This is a genomic window from Mesorhizobium sp. 1M-11 (assembly GCF_001303895.1).
GTDB lineage: Bacteria > Pseudomonadota > Alphaproteobacteria > Rhizobiales > Rhizobiaceae > Mesorhizobium.
Genome location: NZ_LJSD01000029.1, coordinates 205,038 through 231,750 on the forward strand (window position 1 = coordinate 205,038; position 26,713 = coordinate 231,750).

25 protein-coding genes are annotated in these 26,713 nt (G+C 61.6%); 14 read left to right on the top strand and 11 right to left on the bottom strand.

Annotated features, from left to right (window positions below):
* Positions 1 to 32 precede the first annotated feature (32 nt).
* Positions 33 to 1,493, top strand: coding sequence for a phosphatidylserine/phosphatidylglycerophosphate/cardiolipin synthase family protein (locus tag AO692_RS12925; RefSeq protein ID WP_054310458.1), 1,461 nt, complete (start codon positions 33 to 35; stop codon positions 1,491 to 1,493).
* A gap of 157 nt (positions 1,494 to 1,650) precedes the next feature.
* Positions 1,651 to 2,424, top strand: coding sequence for an endonuclease/exonuclease/phosphatase family protein (locus tag AO692_RS12930; protein WP_244483347.1), 774 nt, complete (start codon positions 1,651 to 1,653; stop codon positions 2,422 to 2,424).
* 95 nt (positions 2,425 to 2,519) lie between these two features.
* On the opposite strand, the gene AO692_RS12935 is transcribed toward AO692_RS12930, so the two are convergent.
* From AO692_RS12935 to AO692_RS12950, 4 genes are all read right to left on the bottom strand, one after another.
* Entirely contained in the window at positions 2,520 to 3,800 is a 1,281-nt protein-coding gene (locus tag AO692_RS12935; RefSeq protein WP_054310460.1) for a TRAP transporter large permease, read from the bottom strand.
* Positions 3,797 to 4,324: a TRAP transporter small permease gene (locus AO692_RS12940; protein ID WP_054310461.1), complete on the bottom strand. Its 528-nt coding sequence runs from the start codon at positions 4,322 to 4,324 to the stop codon at positions 3,797 to 3,799. Before AO692_RS12940 ends, AO692_RS12935 begins: the two co-directional genes overlap by 4 nt.
* A 53-nt stretch (positions 4,325 to 4,377) precedes the next feature.
* Positions 4,378 to 5,334, bottom strand: a complete 957-nt coding sequence (locus AO692_RS12945; protein ID WP_054310462.1) for a TRAP transporter substrate-binding protein — start codon at positions 5,332 to 5,334, stop codon at positions 4,378 to 4,380.
* A 99-nt stretch (positions 5,335 to 5,433) separates the two neighbouring features.
* The gene (locus AO692_RS12950) at positions 5,434 to 6,753 is read right to left on the bottom strand and encodes an aspartate aminotransferase family protein (protein WP_054310463.1); all 1,320 of its coding nucleotides are present in this window, start codon (positions 6,751 to 6,753) and stop codon (positions 5,434 to 5,436) included.
* A gap of 179 nt (positions 6,754 to 6,932) precedes the next feature.
* Between AO692_RS12950 and AO692_RS12955 the strand changes: the two genes are divergently transcribed.
* Positions 6,933 to 7,613 (top strand): GntR family transcriptional regulator, encoded by a 681-nt coding sequence (locus AO692_RS12955; RefSeq protein ID WP_054310464.1) that lies wholly within the window; start codon positions 6,933 to 6,935, stop codon positions 7,611 to 7,613.
* Between the two features lie 31 nt (positions 7,614 to 7,644).
* Here the strand turns inward: AO692_RS12955 and AO692_RS12960 are convergent, their stop codons facing one another.
* From AO692_RS12960 to AO692_RS12975, 4 genes are read right to left on the bottom strand one after another with little or no spacing between them, the layout of a single operon-like run.
* Positions 7,645 to 8,895, bottom strand: a complete 1,251-nt coding sequence (locus AO692_RS12960) for a D-amino acid dehydrogenase (protein ID WP_054310465.1) — start codon at positions 8,893 to 8,895, stop codon at positions 7,645 to 7,647.
* A 39-nt stretch (positions 8,896 to 8,934) separates the two neighbouring features.
* A complete protein-coding gene (locus tag AO692_RS12965) occupies positions 8,935 to 9,873 on the bottom strand; it encodes a 4-hydroxy-tetrahydrodipicolinate synthase (protein WP_054310466.1) in 939 nt (312 codons plus the stop codon).
* A gap of 33 nt (positions 9,874 to 9,906) precedes the next feature.
* Positions 9,907 to 11,700: a thiamine pyrophosphate-binding protein gene (locus tag AO692_RS12970; RefSeq protein ID WP_082407343.1), complete on the bottom strand. Its 1,794-nt coding sequence runs from the start codon at positions 11,698 to 11,700 to the stop codon at positions 9,907 to 9,909.
* 42 nt (positions 11,701 to 11,742) lie between these two features.
* Positions 11,743 to 12,474 carry an aspartate/glutamate racemase family protein gene (locus tag AO692_RS12975; RefSeq protein WP_054310467.1) on the bottom strand — a complete coding sequence of 244 codons (732 nt, stop codon included), beginning with the start codon at positions 12,472 to 12,474 and terminating at the stop codon, positions 11,743 to 11,745.
* Between the two features lie 321 nt (positions 12,475 to 12,795).
* Here AO692_RS12975 and AO692_RS12980 point away from each other — a divergent pair, with 321 nt between their 5' ends.
* The 9 genes from AO692_RS12980 to AO692_RS13020 all read left to right on the top strand — a co-directional run bounded on the left by AO692_RS12980 (position 12,796) and on the right by AO692_RS13020 (position 20,863).
* Complete coding sequence (locus AO692_RS12980) at positions 12,796 to 13,950, top strand: FAD-binding oxidoreductase (protein ID WP_054310468.1); 1,155 nt, start codon at positions 12,796 to 12,798, stop codon at positions 13,948 to 13,950.
* Entirely contained in the window at positions 13,947 to 14,204 is a 258-nt protein-coding gene (locus tag AO692_RS12985) for a 2Fe-2S iron-sulfur cluster-binding protein (protein WP_054310469.1), read from the top strand. Before AO692_RS12980 ends, AO692_RS12985 begins: the two co-directional genes overlap by 4 nt.
* Positions 14,197 to 15,519 carry an FAD-dependent oxidoreductase gene (locus tag AO692_RS12990; protein WP_054310470.1) on the top strand — a complete coding sequence of 441 codons (1,323 nt, stop codon included), beginning with the start codon at positions 14,197 to 14,199 and terminating at the stop codon, positions 15,517 to 15,519. The genes AO692_RS12985 and AO692_RS12990 overlap by 8 nt, the downstream gene beginning before the upstream one ends.
* A gap of 10 nt (positions 15,520 to 15,529) precedes the next feature.
* Entirely contained in the window at positions 15,530 to 16,273 is a 744-nt protein-coding gene (locus AO692_RS12995; protein WP_054310471.1) for an aspartate/glutamate racemase family protein, read from the top strand.
* Positions 16,274 to 16,286: 13 nt separating this feature from the next.
* A complete protein-coding gene (locus tag AO692_RS13000; RefSeq protein WP_152979825.1) occupies positions 16,287 to 16,997 on the top strand; it encodes an SDR family oxidoreductase in 711 nt (236 codons plus the stop codon).
* Between the two features lie 290 nt (positions 16,998 to 17,287).
* Complete coding sequence (locus AO692_RS13005; protein ID WP_054310473.1) at positions 17,288 to 18,052, top strand: transporter substrate-binding domain-containing protein; 765 nt, start codon at positions 17,288 to 17,290, stop codon at positions 18,050 to 18,052.
* A gap of 6 nt (positions 18,053 to 18,058) precedes the next feature.
* Positions 18,059 to 18,733 carry an amino acid ABC transporter permease gene (locus AO692_RS13010; protein ID WP_054310474.1) on the top strand — a complete coding sequence of 225 codons (675 nt, stop codon included), beginning with the start codon at positions 18,059 to 18,061 and terminating at the stop codon, positions 18,731 to 18,733.
* The gene (locus tag AO692_RS13015) at positions 18,730 to 19,392 is read left to right on the top strand and encodes an amino acid ABC transporter permease (RefSeq protein ID WP_054310475.1); all 663 of its coding nucleotides are present in this window, start codon (positions 18,730 to 18,732) and stop codon (positions 19,390 to 19,392) included. Before AO692_RS13010 ends, AO692_RS13015 begins: the two co-directional genes overlap by 4 nt.
* A gap of 37 nt (positions 19,393 to 19,429) precedes the next feature.
* On the top strand, positions 19,430 to 20,863 hold the full coding sequence (locus AO692_RS13020; RefSeq protein WP_054310476.1) for an NAD-dependent succinate-semialdehyde dehydrogenase: 1,434 nt from the start codon (positions 19,430 to 19,432) through the stop codon (positions 20,861 to 20,863).
* A 35-nt stretch (positions 20,864 to 20,898) separates the two neighbouring features.
* On the opposite strand, the gene AO692_RS13025 is transcribed toward AO692_RS13020, so the two are convergent.
* Entirely contained in the window at positions 20,899 to 21,813 is a 915-nt protein-coding gene (locus AO692_RS13025; protein WP_054310477.1) for a LysR family transcriptional regulator, read from the bottom strand.
* Between the two features lie 275 nt (positions 21,814 to 22,088).
* Here AO692_RS13025 and AO692_RS13030 point away from each other — a divergent pair, with 275 nt between their 5' ends.
* Entirely contained in the window at positions 22,089 to 23,813 is a 1,725-nt protein-coding gene (locus AO692_RS13030; protein ID WP_054310478.1) for a GMC family oxidoreductase N-terminal domain-containing protein, read from the top strand.
* A 28-nt stretch (positions 23,814 to 23,841) separates the two neighbouring features.
* Positions 23,842 to 24,579: an aspartate/glutamate racemase family protein gene (locus AO692_RS13035; protein WP_054310479.1), complete on the top strand. Its 738-nt coding sequence runs from the start codon at positions 23,842 to 23,844 to the stop codon at positions 24,577 to 24,579.
* A 74-nt stretch (positions 24,580 to 24,653) separates the two neighbouring features.
* Here AO692_RS13035 and AO692_RS13040 read toward each other — a convergent pair whose 3' ends face one another.
* Positions 24,654 to 25,424 carry an IclR family transcriptional regulator gene (locus AO692_RS13040; protein WP_082407345.1) on the bottom strand — a complete coding sequence of 257 codons (771 nt, stop codon included), beginning with the start codon at positions 25,422 to 25,424 and terminating at the stop codon, positions 24,654 to 24,656.
* An 81-nt stretch (positions 25,425 to 25,505) separates the two neighbouring features.
* Entirely contained in the window at positions 25,506 to 26,708 is a 1,203-nt protein-coding gene (locus AO692_RS13045; RefSeq protein ID WP_054310481.1) for an adenosylhomocysteinase, read from the bottom strand.
* Positions 26,709 to 26,713: the final 5 nt, after the last annotated feature.

Sequence of the window (26,713 nt, forward strand, 5' to 3'; positions counted from 1 at the left end):
CGGCGTACAGGATAACTGCATAGATATTCCCCATGTGGACGCTGATCGCCACCTACTGGCCTCATATGCTCGCGGTCGTCTCGACGGTGATCGCGGCGGTGGCGGCAGCGCATGCGGCGATGACGAAGGATGAGGTGCGGGCGGCGATCGGCTGGGTTGGCGTCATTATTCTGTCGCCTTTCGTCGGCGCAGCACTTTATGCCATTGCCGGGATAAACCGTATCAGGAGTGTCTCGCTCGCGGCGGAGCGGGCCGTGGCCGGGCGCGCGGTGCTGGAGCATCCCCGCTTCGATGCAACCGACAGCTCCATCGACGCCCGGTTCGGCCCGCGGTTCGTTGCCCTCAAGACCGCCGGCGACAGGATAACGCACCACGTTCTGACGACGGCGAATGCCGTCACCATGATCGAGACTGGTGATGAGGCCTATGCTGCGATGATCGCGGCAATCGGCGGCGCGCAACGCAGTGTCATCCTGGAAACCTATATCTTCGATCGCGATCCGATCGGGCTGCGCATCGCAAACGCCTTGATAGAAGCCGCACGACGCGGTGTTGCCGTGCGGGTGTTGATCGACGCCGTCGGTGCCCGCTACTCGGTTCCCAGCATCGTCGGTTATCTGCAAAAAAGCGGTGTCCCGACCGATGTGTTCAACGGCAGCATCATCATGGGGCTTCGCCTGCCCTATGCCAACCTGAGAACGCACCGGAAGATCCTGGTTGCGGATGGCGCCGTGGCCTTCATGGGTGGAATGAACATAAGGCAGGGTTTCACTGCCGAATTCGCCGGCGCTGCCATGGCGCACGACACGCATTTCCGCATTGATGGCCCCGTGGTCGCCGACATCTTCTCGGTTGCCGCGGAGGACTGGTATTTCGCCAGCGGCGAGCGGCTCCAGGGCGAGGCCTGGGATATCGCGTTTGACGCAGCCGGAGAGCCCGGCTCGCCGATGCTGATGCGCGCGCTTCCTTCGGGGCCCGATGCCAGCCTGGAAGCCAATCACAAGATGCTGATGGCTGCCTTTTCGGTCGCTCGCCATTCCATCCGCATCATGTCACCCTATTTCCTCCCCGATCGCGAATTGATCAGCGCACTGACCACTGCAGCGCGGCGAGGGGTCGATATCGATATCGTGGTGCCGTCGGCCAACAATCTTGTTCTCGTCGATCGGGCGATGACCGCCCAATTCGACCAGGTTCTCAGAAGCTACTGCAAGATCTGGCGCGCTCAAGGCTCTTTCGATCATTCGAAACTGCTAGTCGTCGATTCCACCTGGGCCTTCGTCGGCTCCTCCAATCTCGATCCGCGGTCCCTTCGGCTGAATTTCGAGATCGACCTCGAAGTTCTGGATCCCGGCTTTGCGGGAAAGATCGAAGCGCGTATCGAGGCCGCGATCGACTCGGCGGTGGAAGTGACCCTGCCGGAGTTGCGCAAACGTCCATTCCTTGTACGCTTGATCGACCGTGTCCTTTGGCTTGGATCGCCCTATCTTTGACAAGGTCCCCTGCAGGTGTTTTCGTCGGTTGCAGGGATATTCGCCCCTACCCAGTTAGAGGAGGTGACTCTGGCCTGGACTGACGAGCACGGAAACGAGAAGCATCATGCATAGGCTGGGTGGCGGTCTTCCCGCAAACATCCTGGAGCGCATTCGAATGCGTCGGGATCACGCGGAGCCGGTGACGGGGGGCATCGAACAACCGGGTGTGCTCGTAGCCTCGTACAATGTCCATAAATGCGTAGGCACCGACGGAAGGTTCGACCCGGAACGTACCGGACGCGTCATCCGCGAGATCGATGCCGATGTCATCGCCCTCCAGGAGGCGGACAAGCGCTTCGGCGACCGGAACGGCTTGCTGGACCTCGCTCGCCTGGAGCGCGAGGCCGGGCTCACGGCTGTACCGGTTTCGGGACAGGCGAAGGCGCATGGCTGGCACGGGAATGTCGTGCTTTTCAGGCGCGGCAGCGTCCGCGACGTGCATCAGATCAAGCTTCCGGGACTAGAACCGCGTGGGGCGGTGATCGCAGAGATCGAATTGGAGGCGGGCGGCGCGATCCGGATCGTTGCAGCGCATTTCGGCCTTCTTCGCCACTCGCGGACCCGGCAGGTTCGTGCGATCCTGGATATCATGAATGACCGCGGAGAGACGCCGACACTGCTCATGGGTGATCTCAATGAGTGGCGTCTCAACGGCCGCTCCGCCCTCACCATCTTCGAAACCGCCTTCGGGGAATTGCCGCCTGCGGTTCCCAGTTTCCCGTCGCGGCTTCCACTGTTGGCCCTCGATCGCTTGATTTCCAATCGCAAGGAAATCCTGTCGCCCATCATCGCCCACGACACGCCTTTGGCGCGTCTGGCCTCCGATCATCTGCCGATCAAGGCTTGGGTCAGCCTGGCACCCGCCGGAGATAGGCTCAAGGCAGCCTAGCGATCAGCAGTTGCGACCCTTCAAGCTCTTGATCGCGTCTGATATATCAGAATGATATATCATGGACGCTGGTCGAAATGCGCTGCTGTCTGCTGCTACAGCCCCATGACGGTTGGCAACCAGAGTACAGTCTGCGGCACAAAGGTGATGACGAGCAGGACCGCCAGCACGATGCCCACGATCGGCAAGCTGGCCCAGATGACATCCCGCATGGGCACTTTCGAGATGGACTGGGTGATCAGGAGATTCAAACCCAGTGGCGGGTGGATCAGGCCGATCATCAGGTTCAGGACGATCACCAGCCCAAAATGCGTCGGATCGATGCCGAAGCTCTTGGCTGCGGGCAGGAAGATCGGCACGAGGATGATGGTCGCAGGCGTGGAATCGAGGAACATTCCGGCGACGAGGAAGACCACATTGACCAGAAGCATGAACTCGACCGGCGAAAGGTTCGCCTGATGTAGGATGGTCTGGATGTCGCGCGGAATGCCGTGAACCACGACCAGGTAGGCGATGAAGGATGATACCGCCACCACCAGCATGATGTTTGCTGTCTGAAGGCCGGCATCCGTCAACATGGCCGGGAACATCCTCCAGCGGAATTCATGGTGGATGATCCACCCGATGAAGATCGCATAGAGCACCAGCACCGCGCCCAGTTCCGTGACGGTGAAGAGGCCGCCCTTGGCGCCGACCACCAATAGCAGCGGCATGGAGAGCGCCCATGCGCTGCCGCGAAATTGGCGGCCGATCACGCCCCAGGAGGGTCGGCCACGAGCCGGAAGCTCATGCCTGCGAGCATAATTCGTCACATACACGATCAGCGCCACCGCAATCAGCACGCCGGGGATATAGGCGCCGACAAAGAGGCGCGTGATCGAGACCTGTGCGATGACGCCATAGATGACCAGGGGAATGCTGGGCGGGATGATGGGCCCGATCACGGCGGCTCCGGCCGTCAGGGCAGCCGCAAATGCGCCGGAATAGCCTTCCTTGCGCATTTCCGGGATGAGCAGGGCACCGCTGGCGGAAGCATCGGCCACCGATGAGCCCGAAATGCCGGCGAGGAAAACATTGGTCCCGACATTGACGACACCCGAACTGCCACGGACCCTGCCGAGCAGGGAAGTGAACAGATCCACCACGCGCGTGGTGATGCCGCCGCTGTTCATGACCGATGCAGCGAGGATGAAGAACGGCACTGCAAGCAGCGGGAATGAATCGATGCCATTGACCATCTTCTGCGCCAGGATGAAACCGGGCATGCCCCAGATCATGACGACCAGAAGTGCGGAAAGGCCAAGTGCGATTGCGACCGGAACCGCCAACAGAGCGAGGGCGAGAAAGGTGGCCGATAGGACGAGCAGCATGGTCATGAGGCCGACTCCTCACGGCGTGCGCCGTTGCGAGCTTCCGGCGCAGAGCCAAAAGCAGCAGCCGTTCGCACAAGGCGTTCGAGGATGAAAAGCAGGCCGAGAAAGCAGAAGGCCAGCAAGGCACCGTAGAACCAGTCGAAGCTGATGCCCGTTGCAGGCGCGATCTTCTGACCGACGATGATCATCAACTGGCGCGCGTAGATGGCAAGGACAACCAGGAACACGGCCGTGGCGATATCGACCACGACGTTGAGGCGGCCCATGCTGCGCTTCCCCAGCCGGTCGTGAAGAAGGTCGATGACGATCAGCTCACGGCGGCTGATCAGGACTGCCGATCCGGTGAAAGTCAGCCAGATGAAGAGGATGCGGGAAACTTCCGCCAGCCCCGGAGTAGGCGCCCCGAGGAAGTAGCGGCTGAACACCTGCACGCAGACAAGCAGGACGATCGCAAACAGCGCGGCCCCAACCGCCAGGTCCAGCAAGCGGCGCAAGAGGTTGCCGAAGCGTTCAAACAACTGGATCATCCGTTTGCCTCTGGAAATCGGCCTGCCGCGGAGTCGATCGGCAGGCCCGCCTTTCACTTAACGGCCCGAATTTTTTCGATATAGGGCTGCAGAGCGGCGTCGTATTTCGCACCGGCAACCTTGGTCATGAAGTCCTGGAGATCGGGTTTGTGCACGACCACGCCCTGGGCAACAAGATCCTCCAGCACCTTGGCTTGCGATTCATCGGTATACTGACGATACCAGTCTGCGCTGGCGTCCGCGCTCTTGGCGAAAGCGTCCTGCGTGCGCTTGTCCAATCCCTGGTACCACGGCTCGCCGCACATGAACCCCATCGTCTCGGCCATGTGATTGGTCATCAGCAGATGCTTGGCCACCTCGTAGAAACGCTGGTCCTTGATGGCGACCAGCGGCTGTTCGACGCCGTCGACGACACCCTGCTGGATGGCGGTATAGACTTCCTCGAACGGTATCGTCGCAGGATTCGTGCCGAGTGCCTGGATCGATTCGATATAGGCGGGGATGCCGGGAGCCCGGAGCTTTCGACCCTGTATGTCGGCCAGGCTTTCCGCCGGCTTGGTCAGAAGAAACTGGCGGAAGCCGTGGAAGGCGGGCCCGAGCACCCGGAAGCCGGCATCCTTGGCGATCGCATCGAGGATTTCCTTGCCGACCGGCCCACGCCAGATGCGAAAGAAATGGTCCTCGTCGTGATAGAGATAGGCGACACCTTCGACATTCGCCGCGGGATGGAACGAGCCGAGGTCACCCACGCTTTCATACATGCATTCGAGCACGCCGCCCTTGATCTGCTCGACCATCTCGTCGACCGTTCCGAGCTGCGAGGACGGGAAGAGCTGGATGGAAACGTCGCCGCCAAGCTCGGCCTCCATTTTCTCCTTGAACACTTCCATGGCCTTGGTGTCGGGGCTGTCAGGCGAGCCGGCCCCTCCGATGCGGATCGTGACGCCGGCTTGCGCCGTCGCGGTCGTAAGCGCTGCCGCAAACACAGCCGCAAGGACGGATTTCAACATGTCAGGTTCCCCTTTCTTATGGTTCTTTTGCTTCTTGCGTTCCGATCCCGGCCGGTGCTCGCGCCGAGACAGGTTTCTTTTTGTCGTGCGGACTGACCGTCAGGTCAGCTCCGTGATCACCTCGTCCAATGTGTCGACGATGATGTCGATCTCTTCTTCACTGACGACGTAGGGCGGGGTGATCTGGATGTGATCGCCCCCCTTGCCGAAATTGGCGCCCGGAACGCCACCGCCGACGATGACGCCGCGCTCGCGCATGAGCGCGACAAGGCGCGAGGTGAATGCTTTTTCGACCGGGAACGGTTGCCTCGTCGAACGGTCGGCAACGAATTCGACACCGGCGTACAGACCCTTGCCCCGCACGTCTCCGATACAGCTATGCCGCTGCTGCAGTTCCTGCAGCCGGCTCGAAAGATATTTGCCGATCTCGCCCGGCCGGGCGAACAGCCCCTCACGGGTCATGATGTCGAAGACCTGCTGTCCAATGAAGCACGACGCCGGATGCCCGCTGTAGGTGAAGCCATGAACGAAGCGCTTGCGATTGCTGCGGAAGAAATCGGTGATCCGCTCGTTGACCAGGACCGCACCGAGCGGCGCGTAGCCGCTGCCGATGGCCTTCCCGCAGGTGATCATGTCCGGGGTCACGTCCCAATCGCTTATGGCGAAGGGCTTGCCGGTGCGGCCATAGCCCGCGAGCACCTCGTCGGCAATGAAGAGCACGCCATAGCGATCGCAGATTTCACGCACCCGCTTGTAGTAGTCTTTGTGCGGCACCAGCCCGGCTGCCGTCGTGCCGACGATCGTTTCGGCAAAGAAGGCGGCGACCGTTTCCGGCCCTTCCAGATTGATCGCCTTTTCCAGCTCGTCGGCACAGTCGAGGGTGCAGCCGCCATTGTCCCGGCAATAGGCGCAGCGATACTCATAGGGCGGCGCGATGTGGATCACCGGAAGCAGATAAGGCGTGTAGGGAGTGCGCCAGCTGGTGCGGCCGGACAGTGACAGCGTTGCAATGGTGACCCCATGATAGCTCTGCCAGCGCGAGATGATCTTGTGGCGCTGCGCGTCACCGCGGTCGAGATGATACTGGCGTGCCAGCTTCAACGCCGTCTCGTTGGCCTCCGAGCCGCCGGAGACGAAATAGACGGAGTCGATGCCTTCGGGCGCGACCGACAGGATGGAGGCGGCGAGTTTTTCCTGCCACGGATGCGAGAAGGTGGCTGTATAAGCGAATGTCACGGTGTCGCCGGCCTTCGCCAGCGCGTCGTAGATCTCGGTCCGGCCATGGCCGATGCCGACCACTCCGGCGCTGCCCATGCCGTCCAGATAGGCCTTACCGGTATCGTCATAGACATAGACGCCGCTGCCGCGCGCCATCATGGGAAGCTCGGAGGCGTAATCCCTCGAAAAGACCGATGACATTGACAATTCCAAGCCTCCCAACGGCGAAAGCATCTTGGAATGCACTCACCGTGTCAATATCGATTATTGATAAATGATATTTTTGCGTGATGAGCTTGATCTGCGGACGATAGCCGCTACCGTGCCGATTTGATGGCTACGGGCAATCGCCCTTGGCGCGGGACCATGGAATTTGATCGATGATCAAGCGCGAAGGCGCAATATCTGGCGATACCCATTCCAGCCTCGAGCGGGAAATCGGGGACGCATTGCGTTCGGCTGTCGTCGAGGGAGAGTTCGCGCCTGGCACGCGCCTCATAGAACTCGACCTTGCTGCGCGCTTCAATGTCAGCCAGGGCACCATTCGCGCCGCATTGAAGGACCTCCAGGCTCAGGGATTGATCGAATATCGCCCGAGGCGAGGCAACTTCGTCATCACCGTGGAGAAGGCCGACATCTACGAAATCTCGATGCTGCGCGATTCGTTGGAGGCACTCGGTGCACGGCTCGCCGCCAAGAGGATCAATGACGACGGCCGCAAGGCGCTACAAAAGTTGCTCCAGGCCATGCAGGCCGCTGCGGATGCCGGAAATCGCAAGAAGCTTGTGGAACTCGATTTCGAATTCCATCGCACCGTCATCGATATCTCGGGGCATCGTCGGCTGATGGACATCTACAACAAGCTGGAAGGACAGACGCGCATGTTCCTCCAGCTGACCGACCAGTTCTACCACGATCCGCGCGAGATACCCGGCCTGCACGAACCTCTGATCGCGGCGATCGTCAGCGGAGACGCGGACACGGCATTCCAACTGGCCATACGCCATGCAGACGCCGACGCAGAGGAGCTGGTGGCGAGCATGTCGCAGGCGGATCGATAGGTCCTGCGGACCTGTCGGAACAGCGGATCGCTCATCTGGTCTCCAGTGTCAGCCCCGAGATATCGATCTCCGGAGAGCGCCGACCGATGATATCGGCGACGATGCGCCCACAACCGCAGGCCTGCGTCCAGCCGTTCGAGCCCTGACCCGCATTGAGGAAGAGGTTGGCGATCGGCGTGCTGCCAAGAAAAGGCGGACCGTCGGGTGTCATCGGGCGCAGGCCGGACCAGAAGGTCGCCGCTTCATAGTCGGCGGCGAACGGGAACAGTGTCTCGCTGATCTCCCGGATGACCTGCGCCATGCCGGCCGGCACGCTCCTGTCGTAGCCGCCCAGTTCGGCCATGCCTGCCACGCGCAGCCGGTTGCCGAGCCGGCTTGCCATGATCTTGGTGTGTTCGTCCATGATCGCACAGCCGGGCGCCATTTCGTCCCGGACGATGGGCGCGGTCAGGGAATAGCCTTTCAGGGGGTACACCGGCAGACTGACCCCGATCGGCGAAAGCAGCAATGGCGCCTCTGCGCCCAGCGCCACGACATAGGCATCGGCCGTGAAACTGCCGGATGAAGTGTCGATGCTCTCGACCTTGCCGCCGAAGATGCTGATGTTGCGGATGGTCGTGCCGTAGCGGAACAACACGCCGCGTCCAGCCAATCGCCCAGCCAGCGTGCTGGTGAAGCGGTGGCAGTCGCCGACCTCGTCGTCAGGAAGATAAAGTCCGCCGGCAAAAGGCTTTCTCGCGTGCAGGAGGCACGGCTCGATCCATGCGGCCTCCCGGGCGTCGACGAGGCGGTGGTCGATGCCCAGTTCACTCAGCACAGCACTCGACCGCACTCCACCCTCCAATTCCTGCTGGGTGACGAAAGTCTGCAGCACGCCGCCTGTCCGTTCGTCATAGGAGATGCCCGTGTCCTGTCGAAGTTTGACAAGCCGGGCTTTGCTGTAATGGGCGATGCGCTGCATGCGCTGCTTGTTGACTGCGAAGCGCTGTGGCGAACAGTTCAGCACGAATTGCAGCAGCCAGCGCCATTGCCGGCTGCTGAACCGTGGGCGGAAGACCAACGGTCCACTGCTCGTCAGCATCCATTTCAGCACTTTGAACGGCATGCCCGGGGCCGCCCAGGGACCCGCGAAACTCGGGCAGACACCGCCGGCGTTGCCGAAACTCGCCTCGAGCGCCGGGCCAGGCTGCCGATCGATGACCTCGACCTCGTGCCCGTCCTCGCTGAGGAAGTGCGCGAGCGTGACCCCAACCACACCGGCACCAAGCACGATTATCTTCATGAGCCCGCCGCCTGAAAATCGGAGACAATCGGATGTCGCTCAGGCGGCAAGCGCCGCGCGGTCGATCGAAAAACCGTATTTCCTGTCGAGCCCGAGCGCCTCGATGACGCGAACGCCCTTGGCCAGCGCTTCCCCTTGCAGGGACGTCAGCGGCTTGCGCAGGGCACCGACCGGCATGCCCAGCGCCTTCATCAGCGATTTCACCGCCACCGGATTGATTGCCGAATAGGTGTAGTGCAACAGGGGCAGGAGGTTCAGATACGCTTCCTTGAAGTCGCCGGCCTCGGCGTGGCCGGTCCATGGCCTGGAGATCACGGCTAGCTCCGCCGGCGCGATATTGCCGGTCATGTTGGCCGTGCCGTGTCCGCCAAGGCTCATCGTGGGCACGACCAAGCCGAGATTGGGGCTGTCGCAGCACATCACCGAAACGTCCGGCCGACCGGCGAGCACCTGCGCCACCTGGCCGACGCGAGCAGTCGATTCTTTGTGAATGACATAGTTCGGATGCTTGAAGATGCGCAACAACTGCTCCCAATGCAGGTCGGTCTTCACGCGCGGCGGATTGTTGTAGACTCCCAGCGGCAGGTCGGTTGCGTCCGCGACTTCGAGGAAGAAGCTTTCGATGTCGGATTCCGGCGCGCAGATATAGGACGGCGCGGCAAGGATCGCGCCGTCGGCCCCATTGTCCCTCGCGAAGCGCACATTGGCGATGGTTGTGTCGGTGTTGTTGCCAGTGCAGCCGTAGAAGATCGCCATATCGGTCGTCTTCATCTTCGAGCACTCGACAATGATGGCCCGCTTTTCCTCCGGCGAAAGCATCGATGTTTCGCCGGTCGAACCCATGATCAGCACAGCGGCCGTGCCATGCCTGCGCTGGAAGTCGAGCAATGAACGGAAGGCGCCGAGATCGACAGCGCCATTCTCGTTGAAGGGCGTGACCAGGGCGACGAACGAGCCGGAAATCTTGAGCTTCGACATGCGAGATCCTCCAAGTTGATTTCTCTATGACGGTCAGGGTCTGGAAGCCTGTTCGCTTGTCTCGACGGAGTGCGACAGGCTTGAGCGATGTCTTGCTCCGGTCCCGACATCTTCCGGATCGACGCCGCTCTTCTCCAGCCAGGAAAAGACAGGCGGCAGCCGGTCAGCGATCGATTCCACCACGATGTCGACGAAAACCGGCTCGTCCGAGGCGAAGGCAGCGGCAAGCGCCTGCTCCAGCTCCGTCGAGGTCTGTACCCGGAAGCTGCGTATGCCATAGACCTGGGCAAGCTTGCTCATGTCGAGATTGCTGAAGTCGACGCCGAAAGTCCCTTCATTGTCATGGCCGGCGCTCTGCACTCTTTGCAGCGCCTTGATCCAGCCGAAGCAGGCGTTGTTGAAATGGATCAGCACCACCGGAACCTTCAGGCGAGCAATCGTCTCCAGTTCGCCTGCCGACATGCCGAGCGAACCATCGCCGAACAGCGCCACCGAGCGCATTTCCGGACAGGCAAAATGCGCGCCGACGACCGCCGGGATGGCGTAGCCCAGCCCTCCGAAGAAGCGTGGAATCACCAGTTTTGAGCGCGGGTGATCGAGACGCAGGAAACGTGTCGAATAGGGCGTCGGCGTGCCTGCGTCGGAAATGACGTTGCATGGCCCACTGAGATGTCCAGCCAGAGCGTCGATCACCCGCTCCGGCAGGAGCGGCGCTTGCACGCTTTTCAGCCGGGGCTCGGTCCCGCGCCAGAATTCCTTGCGGCGACCATTGATCTCGGCGATCCATTCCTCGCGTGCGTCGGGTACAGCCACAGGTGCCCGCGCGTAAAGGTCGGACAGGACCGCCTGAGCGTCGCCGACCATTGCTAGGTCAACGTCGTAGGTGTTGGCGATGATGCCGGGATCGATGTCGATCTGAATGATCCTGGTCGCTGAATTGTCTGTCGGCAACTTCCAGTTCATGGTCGCGACCGAGCCCATGCGGCAGCCGACATAGATGGCAAGATCGGCCTGCCGCAGCGCCCACAGCGCATGGGGATGAAAGCCGTTGTCGCCGATGATGCCGATAGCCAGCCGATGGTCGTCGGGGATGACGCCTTGACCGGTGATGGTGGTCACCACCGGGATCATCAGTTTTTCGGCCAGCCGGGTCAGCATGTCGCCCGCTTGCGATCGGTTGACGCCACCACCGGCGACGATCAGCGGGCGCTTCGATCCATGCAGTGTCTCGAGTGCCATCTCGACGTCACTCGCAGCCGCATGTACCCGGCTGGAAGGGGCGCTCCGGCAGCGCTGCTCGACATGCAGGGAGGCGCTGTCCGGCAGGGTCTCGTAGAGTATGTCTTCCGGCAGCGAGAGGACGACCGCACCAGGCCTGCCTCCCGTCGCCAACCGGAAGGCGCGCCGCACCACTTCCGGCAGTTTCTGAATGCTGCCCAACGCCTCCGCCCTCTTGGCGATAGGGTTGAACAGCTCCGTTACCGGCAATTCGGTCAGCGTTCCGCGCCCCATGCCTGGCTGGGGTATGTCGTTGACGAGCAGGATCAGCGGCACCGACGACTGCGTCGCCTCAGCGACGCCGGGCAGGCCGTACATGGCGCCCGCACCGCTCGGCACTTCGGCCACGCCGGGCTTTCCGGTAAGACGGGCATAGCAGTCCGCCATGAAGACAGCCGAGCGCTCGTCGCGGCAGGTTACGTGACGCAGCCGTCCACCGTTTGCCTTCAGCGCCTGATAAAGCGCGACATTGGTGTCGCCGGGCACGCCGAAGATCACCTCCACACCATAGCCGACGAGCATTTCGACAAGCGCGGCTGCACCGTTCATGATCGTTCCTGCTCCTGCTTTCCGCTAAGCCTGCCCGCTCGTTCAGGCCTGTTCGAACACGCGCGGCCGCGACGCATTCATGAAGAGATTGATCATCGTGTTGATGTCGAACACCGGCAGCCCGGATATGTTTGCGATGAAAGTGCTGAAGGGGCACATATTGGTGCATTCCAGCACGATGGCACCGGCATCGGGGCAGTCGCGCAGGAAGTCGCGCGTCATGTCTTCCATCTCCGCTCGCAGCACATCGAAATCGAGCTCCGTCTGATTGCCGATATAGACCTGCGGGAACTTCGCATCGGGCTTCATGCCCTGGACATGGATGCGGAGGTCCTTCTGCGACCAGCCGACACCCTGGAAGTGGCGATCGTTCATATGCTGCCTGCGCTCGGTGAACACACCGACTGTCCGGTTCTTGCCGATGAGCGCGCTGGCAACAGGAACCTGTAGAAGGGCGGAAGCAAAGACCGGTATGTTGACCGCCTCGGCCAGTTTCCTCTGGAATGGCGCCAGGAAACCGCAGCTCGTCGTGATCCCCTTGACGCCCTCGCGCTCGAGTTCCCGTGCGGCGGCTATAAACGGTTCCAGCAATTCGGGATCGGGATCATCACCCATGATCCTGACCGGCAGCGCACCCTGTACTGTCTTGTAGCGGACTGGAAAATCGTAGGATCGGGCGTTGCCGATATCGCCAGCGGGACGCGGAAAACGCGTGTCCAGCATGATGACACCGATGACTTCCCCGTAGTTGGTGAACCCGCCCTTCAGCTTCATATCCGCTCCGTCGGCAAGACAACTCGATCCAGACCGGGAAATCTTTCAGGACCTCAATCGCTGCAGAGTATCCTTGAGGGATTGGCCGGCTCACGTCGAAACGGGGCAGAATATTTCAGCATCGCGAAGGCGCTGAAATACAATAATCCGGCCTCTTCAATGTTTCTTTTTTGTAGCGGCACGTCTTGCCCACCGGTTTTCCACGGAGTCCGAGCCAACCTAAAAAAAATCGAACAAGAACGACCCTTTCATTAGGATCGACTTGCCGTTCTATTTCAAAAAAACTGCGGCCACTTCAATGGATCGGCCCGGAAATCGGAAATGGCGCAAGCGCCCAAGGTGGTGGTCATCGGCGCGGGAATTGTCGGCGTATCGGTCGCCTATTTCCTGGCCCGCGCGGGCATCCGCGCCGTCCTGATCGATTCTTCGTCGCCATCGGCTGGCGCCACCGGTTCGTCCGACGGAGCCATCTCTGTCGCCAGCAAGCAACCCGGCATGTTGATGGCCTTTGCCCAGCAGGCGCGCGGCCTCTATGCGCGTCTTTCCGACGAGGGCGTTCTGGCCGGTCTCTATCAGCGCCGCCCGACCTACCTCATTGCCAGGTCCACCGAAGAGATGGCGTTGCTCGAGCTCCATGCTTCCGATTTGAGATCGGCGGGGGAAGCGATCGAAGTCGCCGACCGTGCCGGGCTTGTCGGGCAGATTCCCGATCTCGGAGAATGCGTCCATGGCGGTGTCATCGTGCAGAATGACGGTCATGCGCTCGGCTACCAGATAACCGAACGCCTGCTGCGCCTGGCCGAGCTCGATGTGCTGCGCAACTGCGCGTGTCAGCGCCTGATACAAGTCGAGAACAAGGTAACCGGCATCGTCACGTCTCAAGGCGAGATCGCCGCCGACTTCGTTGTGGTGGCCGCGGGCCTGGAGTCCGGGCGTCTATGCGGCTTCACCAAGGCGATTTTTCCGCGCAAGGGGCAGATCATCATCACCGACAGCGCTCGACCAGGAGAAGTGGCCTTCAATGGCCAGGTCATGGCCGCCACCTACATCGCCGCCAAGCGACGTGGCGCCAAGGCACCGCCGTCGCCCATTGGCCTTGTCATCGACCCTCTGCTGACCGGTCAGTTCCTGATCGGAGGCACACGTGAGGACAATCGCGTCGATACCGGCACCGATGTCGGCGCCATCTCGGCAATCCTGCGGGAAGCGATCGAGCTCTATCCGCCGCTGATGACACGACGGGTTATCCGTACCTTCTCCGGCGTACGCAGCGCCTCACACGACGGAATTCCGATCGTCGGCTTTCACCCGGAGGTCGACAATCTTTTGATCGCCACGGGTTTCGAGGGCGACGGCATCTGCCTCGGCCCCCTGACGGGCAGCATCGTCGCCGACCTGCTTCTTGGCAGGGACCATGAGGTGGACATTGCCGCATTCGACCCCACGAGGCTGGCGCCGAGCGGAGTGGCGGCGTGAACGGAGTGCTGTATTGGCGCGGCCGCGCAATCCCGTTCTCCAGCGGCCAGACCGTTGCTTCGGCCCTGATGCTCGCCGGCGTCACCGACTTCGGCGCGTATTCGAGCCACACACGGGCCCGCTATTTCTGCGGCATCGGCGCTTGTCAATCCTGCCTCGTCTCGGATCAGGATGGCCCCCCTTTCGAAGCCTGTATCACGATCGCCTGCGCCGGCATGCGCCTGAGACCCTTCAGGGAAACGGAAGATGCCTGAGATGTCTGTCCTCATCGTCGGCGGTGGACCGGCAGGCATCTCCGCGGCGGCGGCTCTGGCCGAGCGCGGTCATACCGTTACCCTTGTCGAACAACGGGACCGGCTGGGCGGTGCAATTTATCGCCAAGCTGCCGCTCCAGGCATCTCTCTGTTGAGCCGTCGTCATGAACACAACTGGGCGGGTTTGACTCGGCGGCTGGAAGCAGTTGCCGCCAGCGTGCGGATCTGCTTTCGCACCGTGTTCATCGGCATCGACAATACCGGGCAGGTACTGCTCGACGACCGTGCGACGGGACATGTCCGGCCGGTCAGGCCCGGAGCCCTGTTGTTCGCCGTCGGCGCGATGGAGCACATCGAACCTTTCGAGGGATGGGACCTGCCAGGGGTAGTCTCCGCCGGCGGCGCCCAGATGATTCTGAAGGAAACGGGTCGTTTCATGGACGGCCGGGCGATGGTTGCGGGCTCTGGACCGCTGCCCTTTGCGGTTGCGGCTCAACTTGCAGCAGTCAACCGGCCTCCGCTCGCCCTGCTCGAGCAGGGCACACCTTGGCGCAACCCCTGGGCCGGGCTTCAACTGTTGGCCAATCCCGCGGCGGCATTCGAAACCCTGTCCTACGCCCGTTCGCTGTTTCTCTCCGGCGTCCTCTACCGCACCGGGGTCAGGGTTTTGAAGGCAACAACACGGGGCGATCGACTCGCGGTCGAAGTACGCGTCGGGCAGGCAAAAATCCGTGACTACGAGGTCGATACGCTCGTCGTCGGCAATGGCCTGCGACCGAACGATGTCGGCCTGCCAAGAGGCTCCGATCTCAACGGTTTTCCCATTGCGAAAGCGGGAGACTGCCGTGAAGTCCTCGGTGCCGATGCGGCAATCGCCGACGGCGCTTTCGCCGCCGAACGTCTCGATGCCGTCCTGAAGGGCGAAAGGACTGCCTCCAAGGAGCCGCGTGCTGTCGTCCGGGCGCGGAAACTGCAAGCCCTGCTTGGGACGCTGACGGGATCCGAACCGGCTTCCATCGAGGATCGGACAATTCTCTGCCGCTGCGACGGTTCGCGGAAAGCCGATCTGGACGCGCTCGGGACCGGCAGATCAGCCTTCGAAACGCGTCTGGTTGGACGCTTCTGCATGGGCTCCTGCCAAGGTCGCTTCTGCCGCGCCAATGTCGCGAGGCTAGCCGGGTTCGATCCGGTGAGCCTTGAAGGGCGGGGGCGAGGCTATCCGAGATGGCCCATCCGTCCGGTCTCGGTAGCCGCTCTCTGCGCTGCCGAAATCGAAGACGATCCTTTCCAAAGACGCCTTGAAACCCCGGACTGAGAGAAGAGCCATGAGCCCCATCGTCCCGACCCCCGCCCGTGCAGCCGGCACCGTCGCCGATCTCCCGATCGGCATCTTGATGCTCGACACGCATTTTCATCGCTTCAGAGGCGATGTCGGCAACGCCATGACCTGGTCGATACCCGTTCAATTCAAGATCGTTAAGGATGCCCGGCCCGAACGCGTGGTCGAAGGCGGCGCAGAAGGCCTGCTCGAGCCATTCATCACGGCCGCCAACGAGCTTGTCGAGACCGGTGTGTGCGGCATCGCCACGAGCTGCGGTTTTCTGGCCGTCTTTCAGGAAGAGCTCTCGTCAGCGCTCCCGGTTCCGGTGGCGACGAGCAGCCTGCTGCAGATACCGCTTGTCCAACAGATCTTGCCCGCCGGAAAGCGTGTCGGCGTGCTTACCTACTCTTCCGATTCGCTCGGACCTCGCCATTTCGCCGCCGCCGGCGCTCCGGAAGACACGCCGACGGTGGGACTGCCGGCCAACAGTCTCTTTCGCCAATATTATGGCGACCGGCATGCCAAAGGCGATTTCCAGGTGCTGGAGGCGGAGGTGGTCGCCGCGGCGCGCGAGTTGGTGAAGAACAATCCAGACGTCGGCGCCATCGTTTGCGAATGCACCAACATGCCACCGCACTCGCCAGCCGTCGCGCGGGCCACCGGGCTTCCCGTCTTCGACGTCGTGAACTTCATCGAATGGTTCGCACTCGGCCTGAAACCGCGACGCTTCGTTCAAGCAGCCTTTTAGCGAGGTGGGCATCATGATCGACAAGGCGAGAAAAACGGCCATCATCACCGCTGCCGGTTCGGGGCTCGGCGCGGGATGCGCGCGGTATCTGGCAAAGAGAGGCTGGCAGTTGGCGCTTTTGGCCCGCTCCGATCAGGTGATCGAGCTTGCCCGGGAATTGGACGGGATCGCCGTATGTGGCGACGTCACCGACGCAAGCGATCTTCGCCATCTGGTCGACACGGCCGTCGAGGAATTCGGCACGATCGACGGCGCGGTGATCAGTACCGGTCATCCGAGAAAGGGCGAACTGCTCGGCCTGACGTCACAGGAATGGCACACCGGGCTCGATTTGACCGTCATGCCGCTCGCCGTCCTGCTGGGTCTGCTGTTGCCCGTGTTCCGCAAATCGGGCGGCGGATCGATCGTGACGATATCCTCGCATGCGGCTGTCCAGCCCAACAGGAAATTCGCTGTCTCAGGCGCGCTGCGCGCCGCGCTGTCCAACTACACCCGGTTGGTGGCGCGCGAATATGCGGGCGACGGTGTGCGAATCAATTCGATCATGCCCGGCTTTGTCGACAACCGTCCCATCGACCAGGACTGGCTGACCAAGATTCCCGCCGGCCGCTACGGCACGGTCGATGAATTGGCCGGCGTCGTCGAGTTCTTCCTGTCCGACCAGTCAGGCTACGTCACCGGCCAAAACCTGCTCGTTGACGGTGGTCTGGTGGCGGGTATCTGACCGTGTCGCTGGCGGCATCGATGATCCAAGAATGCCGATAGGATGGGCATACGATTTTGTATAGTCTCTCGCTAAAATATCGTCACGATGCCAACGTCGTCCATACTAAATAAACAAGATAACTGGCGAGTTCATTCAAGAAAAATGGGAGTATCAAGATGGATGAATCAAGAAGAAATCTTCTGACTGGTCTTCCTGTCATGGGTGTTGCTGCAGCAATGGCGGCCTCCGCCGTGTCTCCTGCTCGGGCACAGGATGCGGCGGCGGGCGGAGATGCTTGGGACCGGATCATGAAGGCCGGCGTCATCCGCTTCGGCGCCGCCAACAGCGAGCCATGGTATTTCAAGGACACCAGCGGCAGCTCCGATCCGGGCGGCGTGGAGTCCAACGGCGTCATCTGGCGCGGCGTCGGACCCGCTACAGCCAAGATGCTGGCGGATGCCATGGGCATAAAGCTCCAGCTCGTCGAGACCACCTGGGCGACGGCGGTCGCCGGCCTGCAGGCAGGCCAATTCGACGTGATGCTATCCCTTGACGGTACGCCGCTGCGCGCGCTTGCGATCGACTTCCTGACCACTCAGATGGCCTGGAACCCCTTCAACCTTCTGGTCACAGATGACATCAAAGTCACGAAGTGGTCCGAGCTCGACAAGCCCGACTTCGCTGTAGCGGTCATGCTCGGCACATCGATGGACCAGTTCATCTCCAAGCTGCTGCCCAAGGCCAACATCGTCCGCTTTCAGGAAGCTTCGCAGACCTATGCCGCCTTCCAGGGCGGCCGTGTCCAGGGCATCACCGGAGCAGGGCCGGAGATGGATCTGTTGCGCGAAAGGCTGAAGATGGGCACCGTCGTCATCCCGAAGCCGCTGTTCGCCATTCCCTCCGGCGGCGGTCTGCCCTACGAGACCAATCCGCGCCTGCGCGACTATCTCAGCACCGCGATCGCCTATCTCTACCATTCCAGTGAAATCCAGAACGCCTATGAGGATTATGCCCGTTGGAGAGGCCTCGATCCCTCCAAGACCGTACCGCTGATGCGCGAACGGATGATCTGAGAAAGCATGAACTATACTTGGGATTTCAGCGTCGTTCTGCGCAGCAGTGACATGCTGGTCAGCGGTCTTGTCGCGACCCTGAAGCTGACGGCGACCACGGTGGCGATCGCGGTCCCGCTCGGCTTTGCTCTATCGATCGTGCTGCTGTCGAAATACCGCTTTCCGTATTTCATCGCACGCGGCTTCGTCGATTTCTTCCGCACCTCGGCGCTGCTGGTCCTGATCATCTGGTTTTACTTCGCCTTCCCGATCCTGACGGGCATTCGTCTCAGCTCATTCCAGGCCGCGGCGCTGGCACTTGGTCTCCAGAATGCCGCCTATCTGGCCGAGGTCTTTCGCGCCGGCATTTCCTCCGTCGCTGTCGGACAGTGGGAGGCGGCGCGGGCGCTTGGTCTGCATCTGGGGCAGATGTTCTGGCTGGTTATCGCACCGCAGGCCCTGCGCACGATCGTGCCGGTGTTGGTCAACGTGCTCAGCGAGATCGTCAAGGGCACCGCGCTGGCGGCGGGTATCGCATACGGCGAACTGGCCTATCAGGCGTCGCTGATTTCCTCGACCACCTACCGCCCGCTCGAGACCTACACGATCATCGCCGGCATCTACTTCGTCGTCATCTTCACCCTGAACCAGCTGGCCGCCTATCTGGAAAGAAGGCTTTCCGTTTCGGGAGGCCACGCATGAACAATTTCGGCTGGGATTTCTCCAGCATCTGGAAGAATGCTCCCTATCTGCTGAGAGGTTTCGAAGGCACACTCATTCTGGCGGCGGTCTGTCTTGTGCTCGGCACATTGGCGGGTCTGCTGCTCGGCATCGCCCTGTCCTCGAACCGGAAAGTGGTGCGGCTGCCGGCCCAGGGCTTTATCGGCATCTTTCGCAACACGCCCTCCATGGTGCAACTGTTGTGGATCTACTACGCGCTGCCCGTCCTGATCGGCATGCAGTTGACGCCTTTCATCGCGGCGGTGATCGCATTTTCACTCTACAGCGCCAGCTATATCGCCGGCATCTTCAAGGGAGGCATCGCCTCCATCTCCAAGGGCCAGTACGAGGCGGCGCGGTCGCTAGCCCTGTCGCGCTGGCAGACCTTGAGGCTGGTCGTCTTGCCCCAGGCAGTTCGCAAGATGATCCCGCCCTTCGCCAATCAGGCGATGGAGATCATCAAGCTGACCACCATCGCCTCGCTGATCGCCTATAGCGAACTTGTCCTCAACACGAAGAATGTTGCCGACCAGGAGTTCAGGCCGATCGAAGCCTATACGACGCTGGCGATCTTCTTTTCGCTCATTCTGATCCCGCTCGCCTATCTCACGCTTTATCTCGAAAGGCGCTTCTCGAAATAGGCCGGGATCTTCTTTGAAAAAGACGCAGGAGGCAGGCATGACGACGATGCTGTGGATCGACGGCCAGTGGCAGGAAGGGGAGGCAGGGCAGTGGCGTCCTGTCCACGATCCGGCCACCGGCGAAGTCTGCGGTAAGGTTGCCAAGGCCGAGATCGCCGACATCGACAGGGCCATAGATGCCGCCGCCGCCGCCTTCCAGACCTGGCGGCTGACGAGCCCATATGACCGTTCCGCCCTCCTGCGCCGGGCTGCCAACATCATCCGCGATAGGGCGCAAGGTATCGCCGCCATGATCACGCGCGAGCAGGGCAAGCCGACCGTCGAAGCGTTGTCGGAAGTGTCGGTCACCGCCGATCTCATCGACTGGAGCGCCGAGGAGGGCCGTCGCACCTATGGCCGCATCATACCAGGCCGCGCGCACGACGTGCGTCAGATGGTCTTGAAGGAACCGGTCGGCGTGGTCGCGGCATTCAGCCCATGGAACTTTCCGATCAACACGGCGGCGCACAAGGTTGCCGCCGCCCTTGCCGCCGGCTGCACCGTCATCCTGAAGGCGGCGGAAGAGACGCCGAGCGCGCCCGCGGCAATGGCTGAGGCATTCGACGAGGCAGGCTTGCCTGCTGGCGCGCTCAATCTTCTCTTTGGCACGCCGAACGAGATCTCGGAACGGCTGATCGCTGATCCGCGCGTGAAGAAACTGTCCTTCACGGGCTCGACGGCCGTCGGGCGCCAGTTGGCATCGCTTGCCGGGCAAAATCTCACCAAGATCACCATGGAACTGGGCGGTCATGCCCCGGCGATCGTCTTCGAAGACGCCAACTGGCAGCGCGCCGCCGCGATTCTCAGCAGCAAGAAATACCGCAACGCCGGCCAGGTCTGCGGCTCCCCGACACGCATTCTCGTCCACAGCAAGCTGTTCGATCGGTTCACCGATCATTTCGTGCGTCACACGGCCGAGATGAAAGTGGGCAACGGCATGGATGAAGGCACCGTCATGGGGCCGCTCGCCAACAGCCGCCGCATTGCGGCGATGGAAGCCATGGTGGCCGACTCTGTCGCCAAGGGCGCGCAGCTGCGCCATGGCGGCGCGCGCATCGGCAATCAGGGCAATTTCTTCGAACCGACCGTGGTCTCCGACGTCCCGACCGATGCCATGGCCATGAATGTCGAACCATTCGGCCCTCTAGCTCTGATCAACCGCTTTGACGATTTCGACGAGGCGCTGGCGGAGGCAAATCGCCTGCCCTATGGGCTGGCTTCCTATGCCTACACCTCTTCCGCCAGGACTGCAGCCGAGATCACCGATCGCATCGAGGCCGGCATGATCTCGATCAATCACCATGGCCTTGGTTTACCCGAGCACCCCTTTGGCGGTGTCAAGGACAGCGGCTTCGGTTCCGAAGGCGGCACCGAGGGGGTCGATGCTTATCTCACGGTGAAATTCGCCACCCAGGTCGGCCTTGATGCCTGACCGCTGACGCGCCGCTGCGAGTACAAATCCCGGCGTTACTGCTCCACCACGGTGTTGCCGGGCGTGAAGAACAGGGAGAAATTCTTGGCGCACAGATCCCGCAGCAACGAGATATACGGGTTCTTCGCCAGATAGCGCGACTCTCCGAAATAGACCGGGATCTCCTTCAGCTCGTCCAGCAGGACGGTGGAAAGATTGTCGCCAATGCCGTCGAGCGTCCATCCGGGCAGGATGGTGAAGCCAAGACCTTTTTCCACGCAGCGCTTGACGCTCGAGCTTGATGAGGCCGAGATCGCGACCTGCGGTGCCTTGCCGTCCTGGCGCATCAGGTCCAGCGCCATATTGCGCAGCATGTGACCGGGCTCGAACGTCACATAAGGCCGCCCGTCCGCCCAGTCGGCCAGCGACGGCAAGCTGGAGGGCGCGGGCCAGTCGGAAGGGTAGACCAGGAACAGCTTGTAGGCGCCGAGTGTATGCTGGACGACCTCGTCGCCGACATAAGGTCTCTCGGTGATGAAGGCATCGACCTGGCCGATCTTGATCAGATCGACAAGCGCCACATCCCGCTCGTAGCAAACGATCTGGACGTCCGGATGGATTTCGTTGAAATCGCTGATCACCTGCGGCAGCAGGTAGTAGAAGATCGCCTGCGGCATACCGAGCCGGATAACCGGTCGCTCCTTGTCGACCAGCGTGTTGAGGCGGCTGAGCATGGCGTCCAGCTCGGGCACCAGAAGATGGTAGAGCGTCTTGCCCCGTGCCGTCAGCATGGTCGATTTCGCGCCTTGCTCGGAAATGACGAGCTTTTCGCCAAGGATCTGTTCAAACCTGCGAATGTGGTTGGCGACCGACTGGTAAGATATGTTCAGCTTGCGAGCCGCTCCGGAATAGGAGCCTTCCTTGGCAACCAGATGGAATGTTTGAACCAGGGTTAGGCTGACGTCTTTCATCCAGGTCCTTCCAAAGAGAGCCAGCCCGGCTGCATCGGCATGTCGCACGCCCGAACGGGTAGACGCTTTTCGAACGCAGTCCTACCAGAGCGCCATTCCAAACTCCATTGGGATCGCGATCCGACGCCGTTCTCCCGGGACGGGATGTTCCAAGCTTTTCGCTACACTCCGAAGTTAAATTTGTATTCTGATCGATTTCTTCGGCGGCTAGCCTTCAAAATGGATCGGTTCCGGCCACGCACCGAAGTGCTTCAGAGATCTGACGGGAAATCCGCATGAATTACAAATACATCATTGTTGGCGGCGGATCGGCGGGCTGCGTTCTTGCAAATCGACTGACGCGCTCCGGCAAGGACAATGTCTGCCTGATCGAGGCCGGTCCCGACACCCCGCCGGAAGATGTGCCACGCTCGATCTACGGCGATTCCTTCCTGCCAGACTATTTCCAGCCCAATCGCTACTGGACCGAATTAACCGCCTTCGCCGATCCTGTCGGCAACCGTTCGCCGAAAGAGGTCGAGGCCGAGATGAAGCCGCGTCGTTACGAACAGGCGCGGGTGATGGGCGGCGGTTCCACCGTCAACGGCCAGGTCGCCATTCGCGGCATCCCTTCCGACTATGACGAATGGGAAAAGCTCGGGGCCGAGGGCTGGTCCTATGAAGCCTGCCTGCCGTTTTTCCAGAAGCTTGAGAACGACATCGATTTCCCGGAGACCAACGGCCAGCGACCAGGGCCGATCCCGATCCGGCGAACCTTCCCGAAGCACTGGAGCAAGTTCGCGCTGGCGATGCGCGACTCGGTCGCAGCGCGAGGCATTCCCTATGTCGACAACTGCCATGCCGAGCCGACGGACAGCTGTTTCCCGTTCACCCGCAACAACATCTACGATCACAGGGTCTCGTCCGCCGCCGGCTATCTCGACGAGGCAACGCGCTCCCGCAGGAACCTGACCATCCTGAGTGACAGTTTCGTCGAAGCCATCGAATTCAAGGGCAAGACCGCGACAGGCGTCAAGGTCAGGCGCAATGGCCAGGTGCAGACATTCAAAGGCGAGGAGATCATCCTGTCGGCCGGCGCCATCCATTCGCCCGCCATGCTGCTCAGGGCCGGTATCGGTCCTGGCCATCATCTGCAGGACATGGGCATACCGGTGCTGGCAGACCGCCCAGGCGTCGGACACAACCTGCAAGATCACCCGCTGATCGGCTTCGCTGTGTATCTGCACCCGACGGGAATGATGGAGAACTACATCAAGAGCAACCTGTTGATGCATATGCGTTGGAGTTCCGGCCACGCCGGCTGCCCTTCGACTGACATGAAGCTCACCGTTTCCGGCCGTTTCGCGTGGAGCGAACTGGGCAAGCGTCTGGCCATGGTCAATTTCGGCCCGAACAAGGCCTTTTCGAAAGGCTATCTTCAACTGCAGGAACCCGGTGCCGGCAAGCATCCTTTCGTAGCCTTCAACTACCTGTCGGACCCCCGCGACCTCGACCGGATGAAATCCACCGCACTCTGGGTGAGCGACATTCTGAGCAAGGCGCCGGCAAGCGAATTCGTCCGCAGCCATTGGCCGGGCATCTATGCGGATTCGATCCGCAATCTGGCAGCCAAGACCCGCCTGAACGACCTCAAGACCCGCGTGGCAGCCTCGTTTCTCGATTTCGGCGGCGCGGCGCGCAGCTTTGTTCTCGGCAAGGCTGTCGACAGCCGCTTTACCCTCGAAAAAGTCCTGAACGACGAACGTATCCTCGAGAATTGGATCCGCACCGGCGTACAGGGCGACTGGCACGCATGCGGTACGTGCAAGATGGGAAGGCCAACCGACGCGACGGCGGTCGTCGACAGCGAAGGCAGGGTCTACGGGGTAAATGGCCTTCGCGTGGTCGATGCTTCCGTGATGCCTTCCGTACCCTGTGCAACGACCAACCTGTCGACCATGATGATTGCCGAGAAGATGGCCCATCATATCCAGAACCAGACCGTCACGGTCGCCGCCTGAATTGCGGGAAGCGAGAAGGAAGACCGGAATGACCCGTCTTGCAGGACGGCCAGGAGCCATCAGCTATGGCCACGATATCGGCATCCTGATGATCGACTGCTTCAATCCGTTCGTGCCGGGTGACGTCGGCAACGCGTACACCTACGACTATCCGGTCCTGTACCATAAGGTTCCCGAGGTCACGATCCAGAGGCTGGTCGAGGAGGGCGACCTCACGCTGAGGTCGAACATCATCGAGGCCGCGCGCTTTCTGGAAGCACAAGGCGTGAAAGCCATCACCAGCGATTGCGGCTATATGCTGCACTTCCAGGAGATGGTGCGGGAATCGGTGAACATACCGGTCATGTTGTCCAGCCTGCTCCAGCTCCCTTTCATCTCCTCCATTTTGGCGCCGTCGCAAGCGATTGGAATTGTCTGCGCCAACGCCCAGAGCCTGACGGAAGAGATGCTGACGAAAGCTTTCCCGGCCAGGGACCGGACCATCTTCGTCAACGGCATGGAGAACCAGCCGGAGTTCCGTTCGGCCATCCTGAAGGAGGAAGGGTCCATCGACCCGGAGCTTGTCGAACGCGAACTGGTCGAGGCCGGCTGCGAACTGGTGCAGAAAAATCCGGCAATTGGCGCGGTGCTGCTCGAATGCTCGAACCTGTCTCCCTATGCCAAGGCACTGCAGGAGAGGATCCGACTTCCGGTATTCGATTTCACCACGATGATCGACTATGTCCGGGCTGCTTGTCAGCATCGGCGTTTCGAAGGGGGATATTGAACAGCCGCAGGTGGCTGGCTCGGTTTGGCTTGCCGCCTGCCAAGCGATCGCACCCGAAGCGAGGTATGCGGGGTTTATTCGTTCTCGCCGCGCGGTGCGATCAACGTCCCGATCTCGCGCGCGGCAGAAGCCGCGTGGCGTCGCACGGTCGCCTGGTCGAGGGAGCTGTAGGTTGTTGCCACATAGGGCACGGTCAGCGCCGCGACCGAGTCGCCATATCGTCCGAGAATGGGAAAGGCGAGATCGGTGATCCCGGGCTGGAGCCCGTCGGGCTGTTCCTCGAAGCCTCGCTCCCGGATAATCCCGAGTGTCGCTTTGGCGGCCGCGCGCGCATGCGGTTCACCGTCGAGCCATTTCTCGACGGTCGCTTCGGGTTGAAATGCCATCAGCGTCCGGCCGGTCGCTGTGGCAAACAACGGAAATTCGGCCCCGACGCGAACCCGGAAGCCGAACGGTGCCGGACTCTCGACCTGCGCCAGGATGAGAACGCGGCCCGCCGAATGAATGCCGAGATTGCAGGATTGCTGGAGTTCATCGGAGAGGCGCCGCATCTGCGGCAGCGCGATCTGGACGAGCCCACGCAGCGGCTCGTGCCGGTGTGCCAGCTCGAACATCGTCATCGACAGGAAATACAGGCCTCCCGGCCGCTCGCGATAGATATAGCCCCGCGCTTCCAGTGCCTGCAGCACGCGGTAGATCTGGTGGATCGAGCGGCCCACGGCCTCGGATATCTGACCCTGGCTCAGGCCGTCCTTCTGATTGGCCAGCAACTCGATGATATCGAAGGCTTTCTCCAGCGCGGGGACCGAATAATCCGGCGTCTCCACGCTATCCTTCCTGGCCATGTCCTTACCTCGCCGACGCCCGAATCAGGATTTCGTCCCACACTATAGAGCGCGGCGTCGCGAAACAGGCATCGATCCAGATCATGCGGCCGAGCCCATCGCCTCCACCATCAGCCGAGCGATGCGGCGGTTTATGTCGTCGGGCACCGGCTGCGCGCCGGGAACGAGTCCGGTCCCCGAGGCTACGCGCTCGAGCGAAAGCGCCTGCAGCATGAAGCCGAAATCCATCGACTCGATCGAATTGCCCTTCGGTTCGCGGCCGGCCAGGTTGAACATACGGCCGTCGGCCACAAGGACCAGGTGACGCCCGTCTGCAAAGTCGAGGCGTTCAAGCGTCCCGTCGAGATCGGTGGTCTTGACCGCCTGCGCGCGCAACCCTTCGACGTCGATCTCCCATGGGAAATGCCCGGAGTTGGCGAGCACAGCGCCGTTCGTCATCGCGCCGGCGACGCGCGCCGGCAGAACACCATTGCGTCCGGTCGCGGTGATAAAGACCTCGGCCCACGGAGCCAGCCGGTCCAGCCCGGCAACGCGAAAACCGTCGAGCGCGGCTTCGAGCGCCTTGATCTCGTCGACCTCCACGACCGCGACCCGTCCACCCAGGACACGCAGGTACTGCGCGATACCGCGCCCGCACCAGCCGTATCCAATGACGCAGAAGCGTCTGCCCGGAACCATCAGATTGGTGATGCGCATGAAGCTTTCGACCACCGACTGGCCTACGGCGTGCTTGTTCTCGCCGATCTGCTTGAGCGGACTGTCGTTGATGACGATGGAAGGAAACGGGATCTTGCCGCCGAGTTCGCCGCGCAGACGGTCACCGCCGGACGTCGTCTCTTCGGTGCCGCCGAGAATGGAACCAGCCATCCCGCGAGCCACCGCTCCGGCGGCAAGGTCGGCGCCGTTGTCGAGCAGGATGTCGGGTGCGGCATCGAGTATTCGTCCCAGATTGGCATGATGTTCGGCCAGCGTGTCGTCGCGACGGCCGATGATGCCGATGCCCTGGCTTTTCAGGAAGGCAACGATGTCGTCCTGGGTCGAGCCGTGATTGCCCGTTCCGACGATCTCGGCGCCTCCGGCGTGCAACACTTCGAGCAGCACGGCTGTCTTCGGCTCGATGTGAAGCGAGACGCCGATGCGCCGACCCGCGAACGGGCGCAAGCTCTCGAACTCCGATCGCAGACCGGCAAGCAAGGACATGCGCGAGCGTATCCACTCGATTCGCAGGCGGCCACGATCGAGCAGATCGGTCTGGATCATGTCCTGGCTACCGGTTGTCGTCATCATTC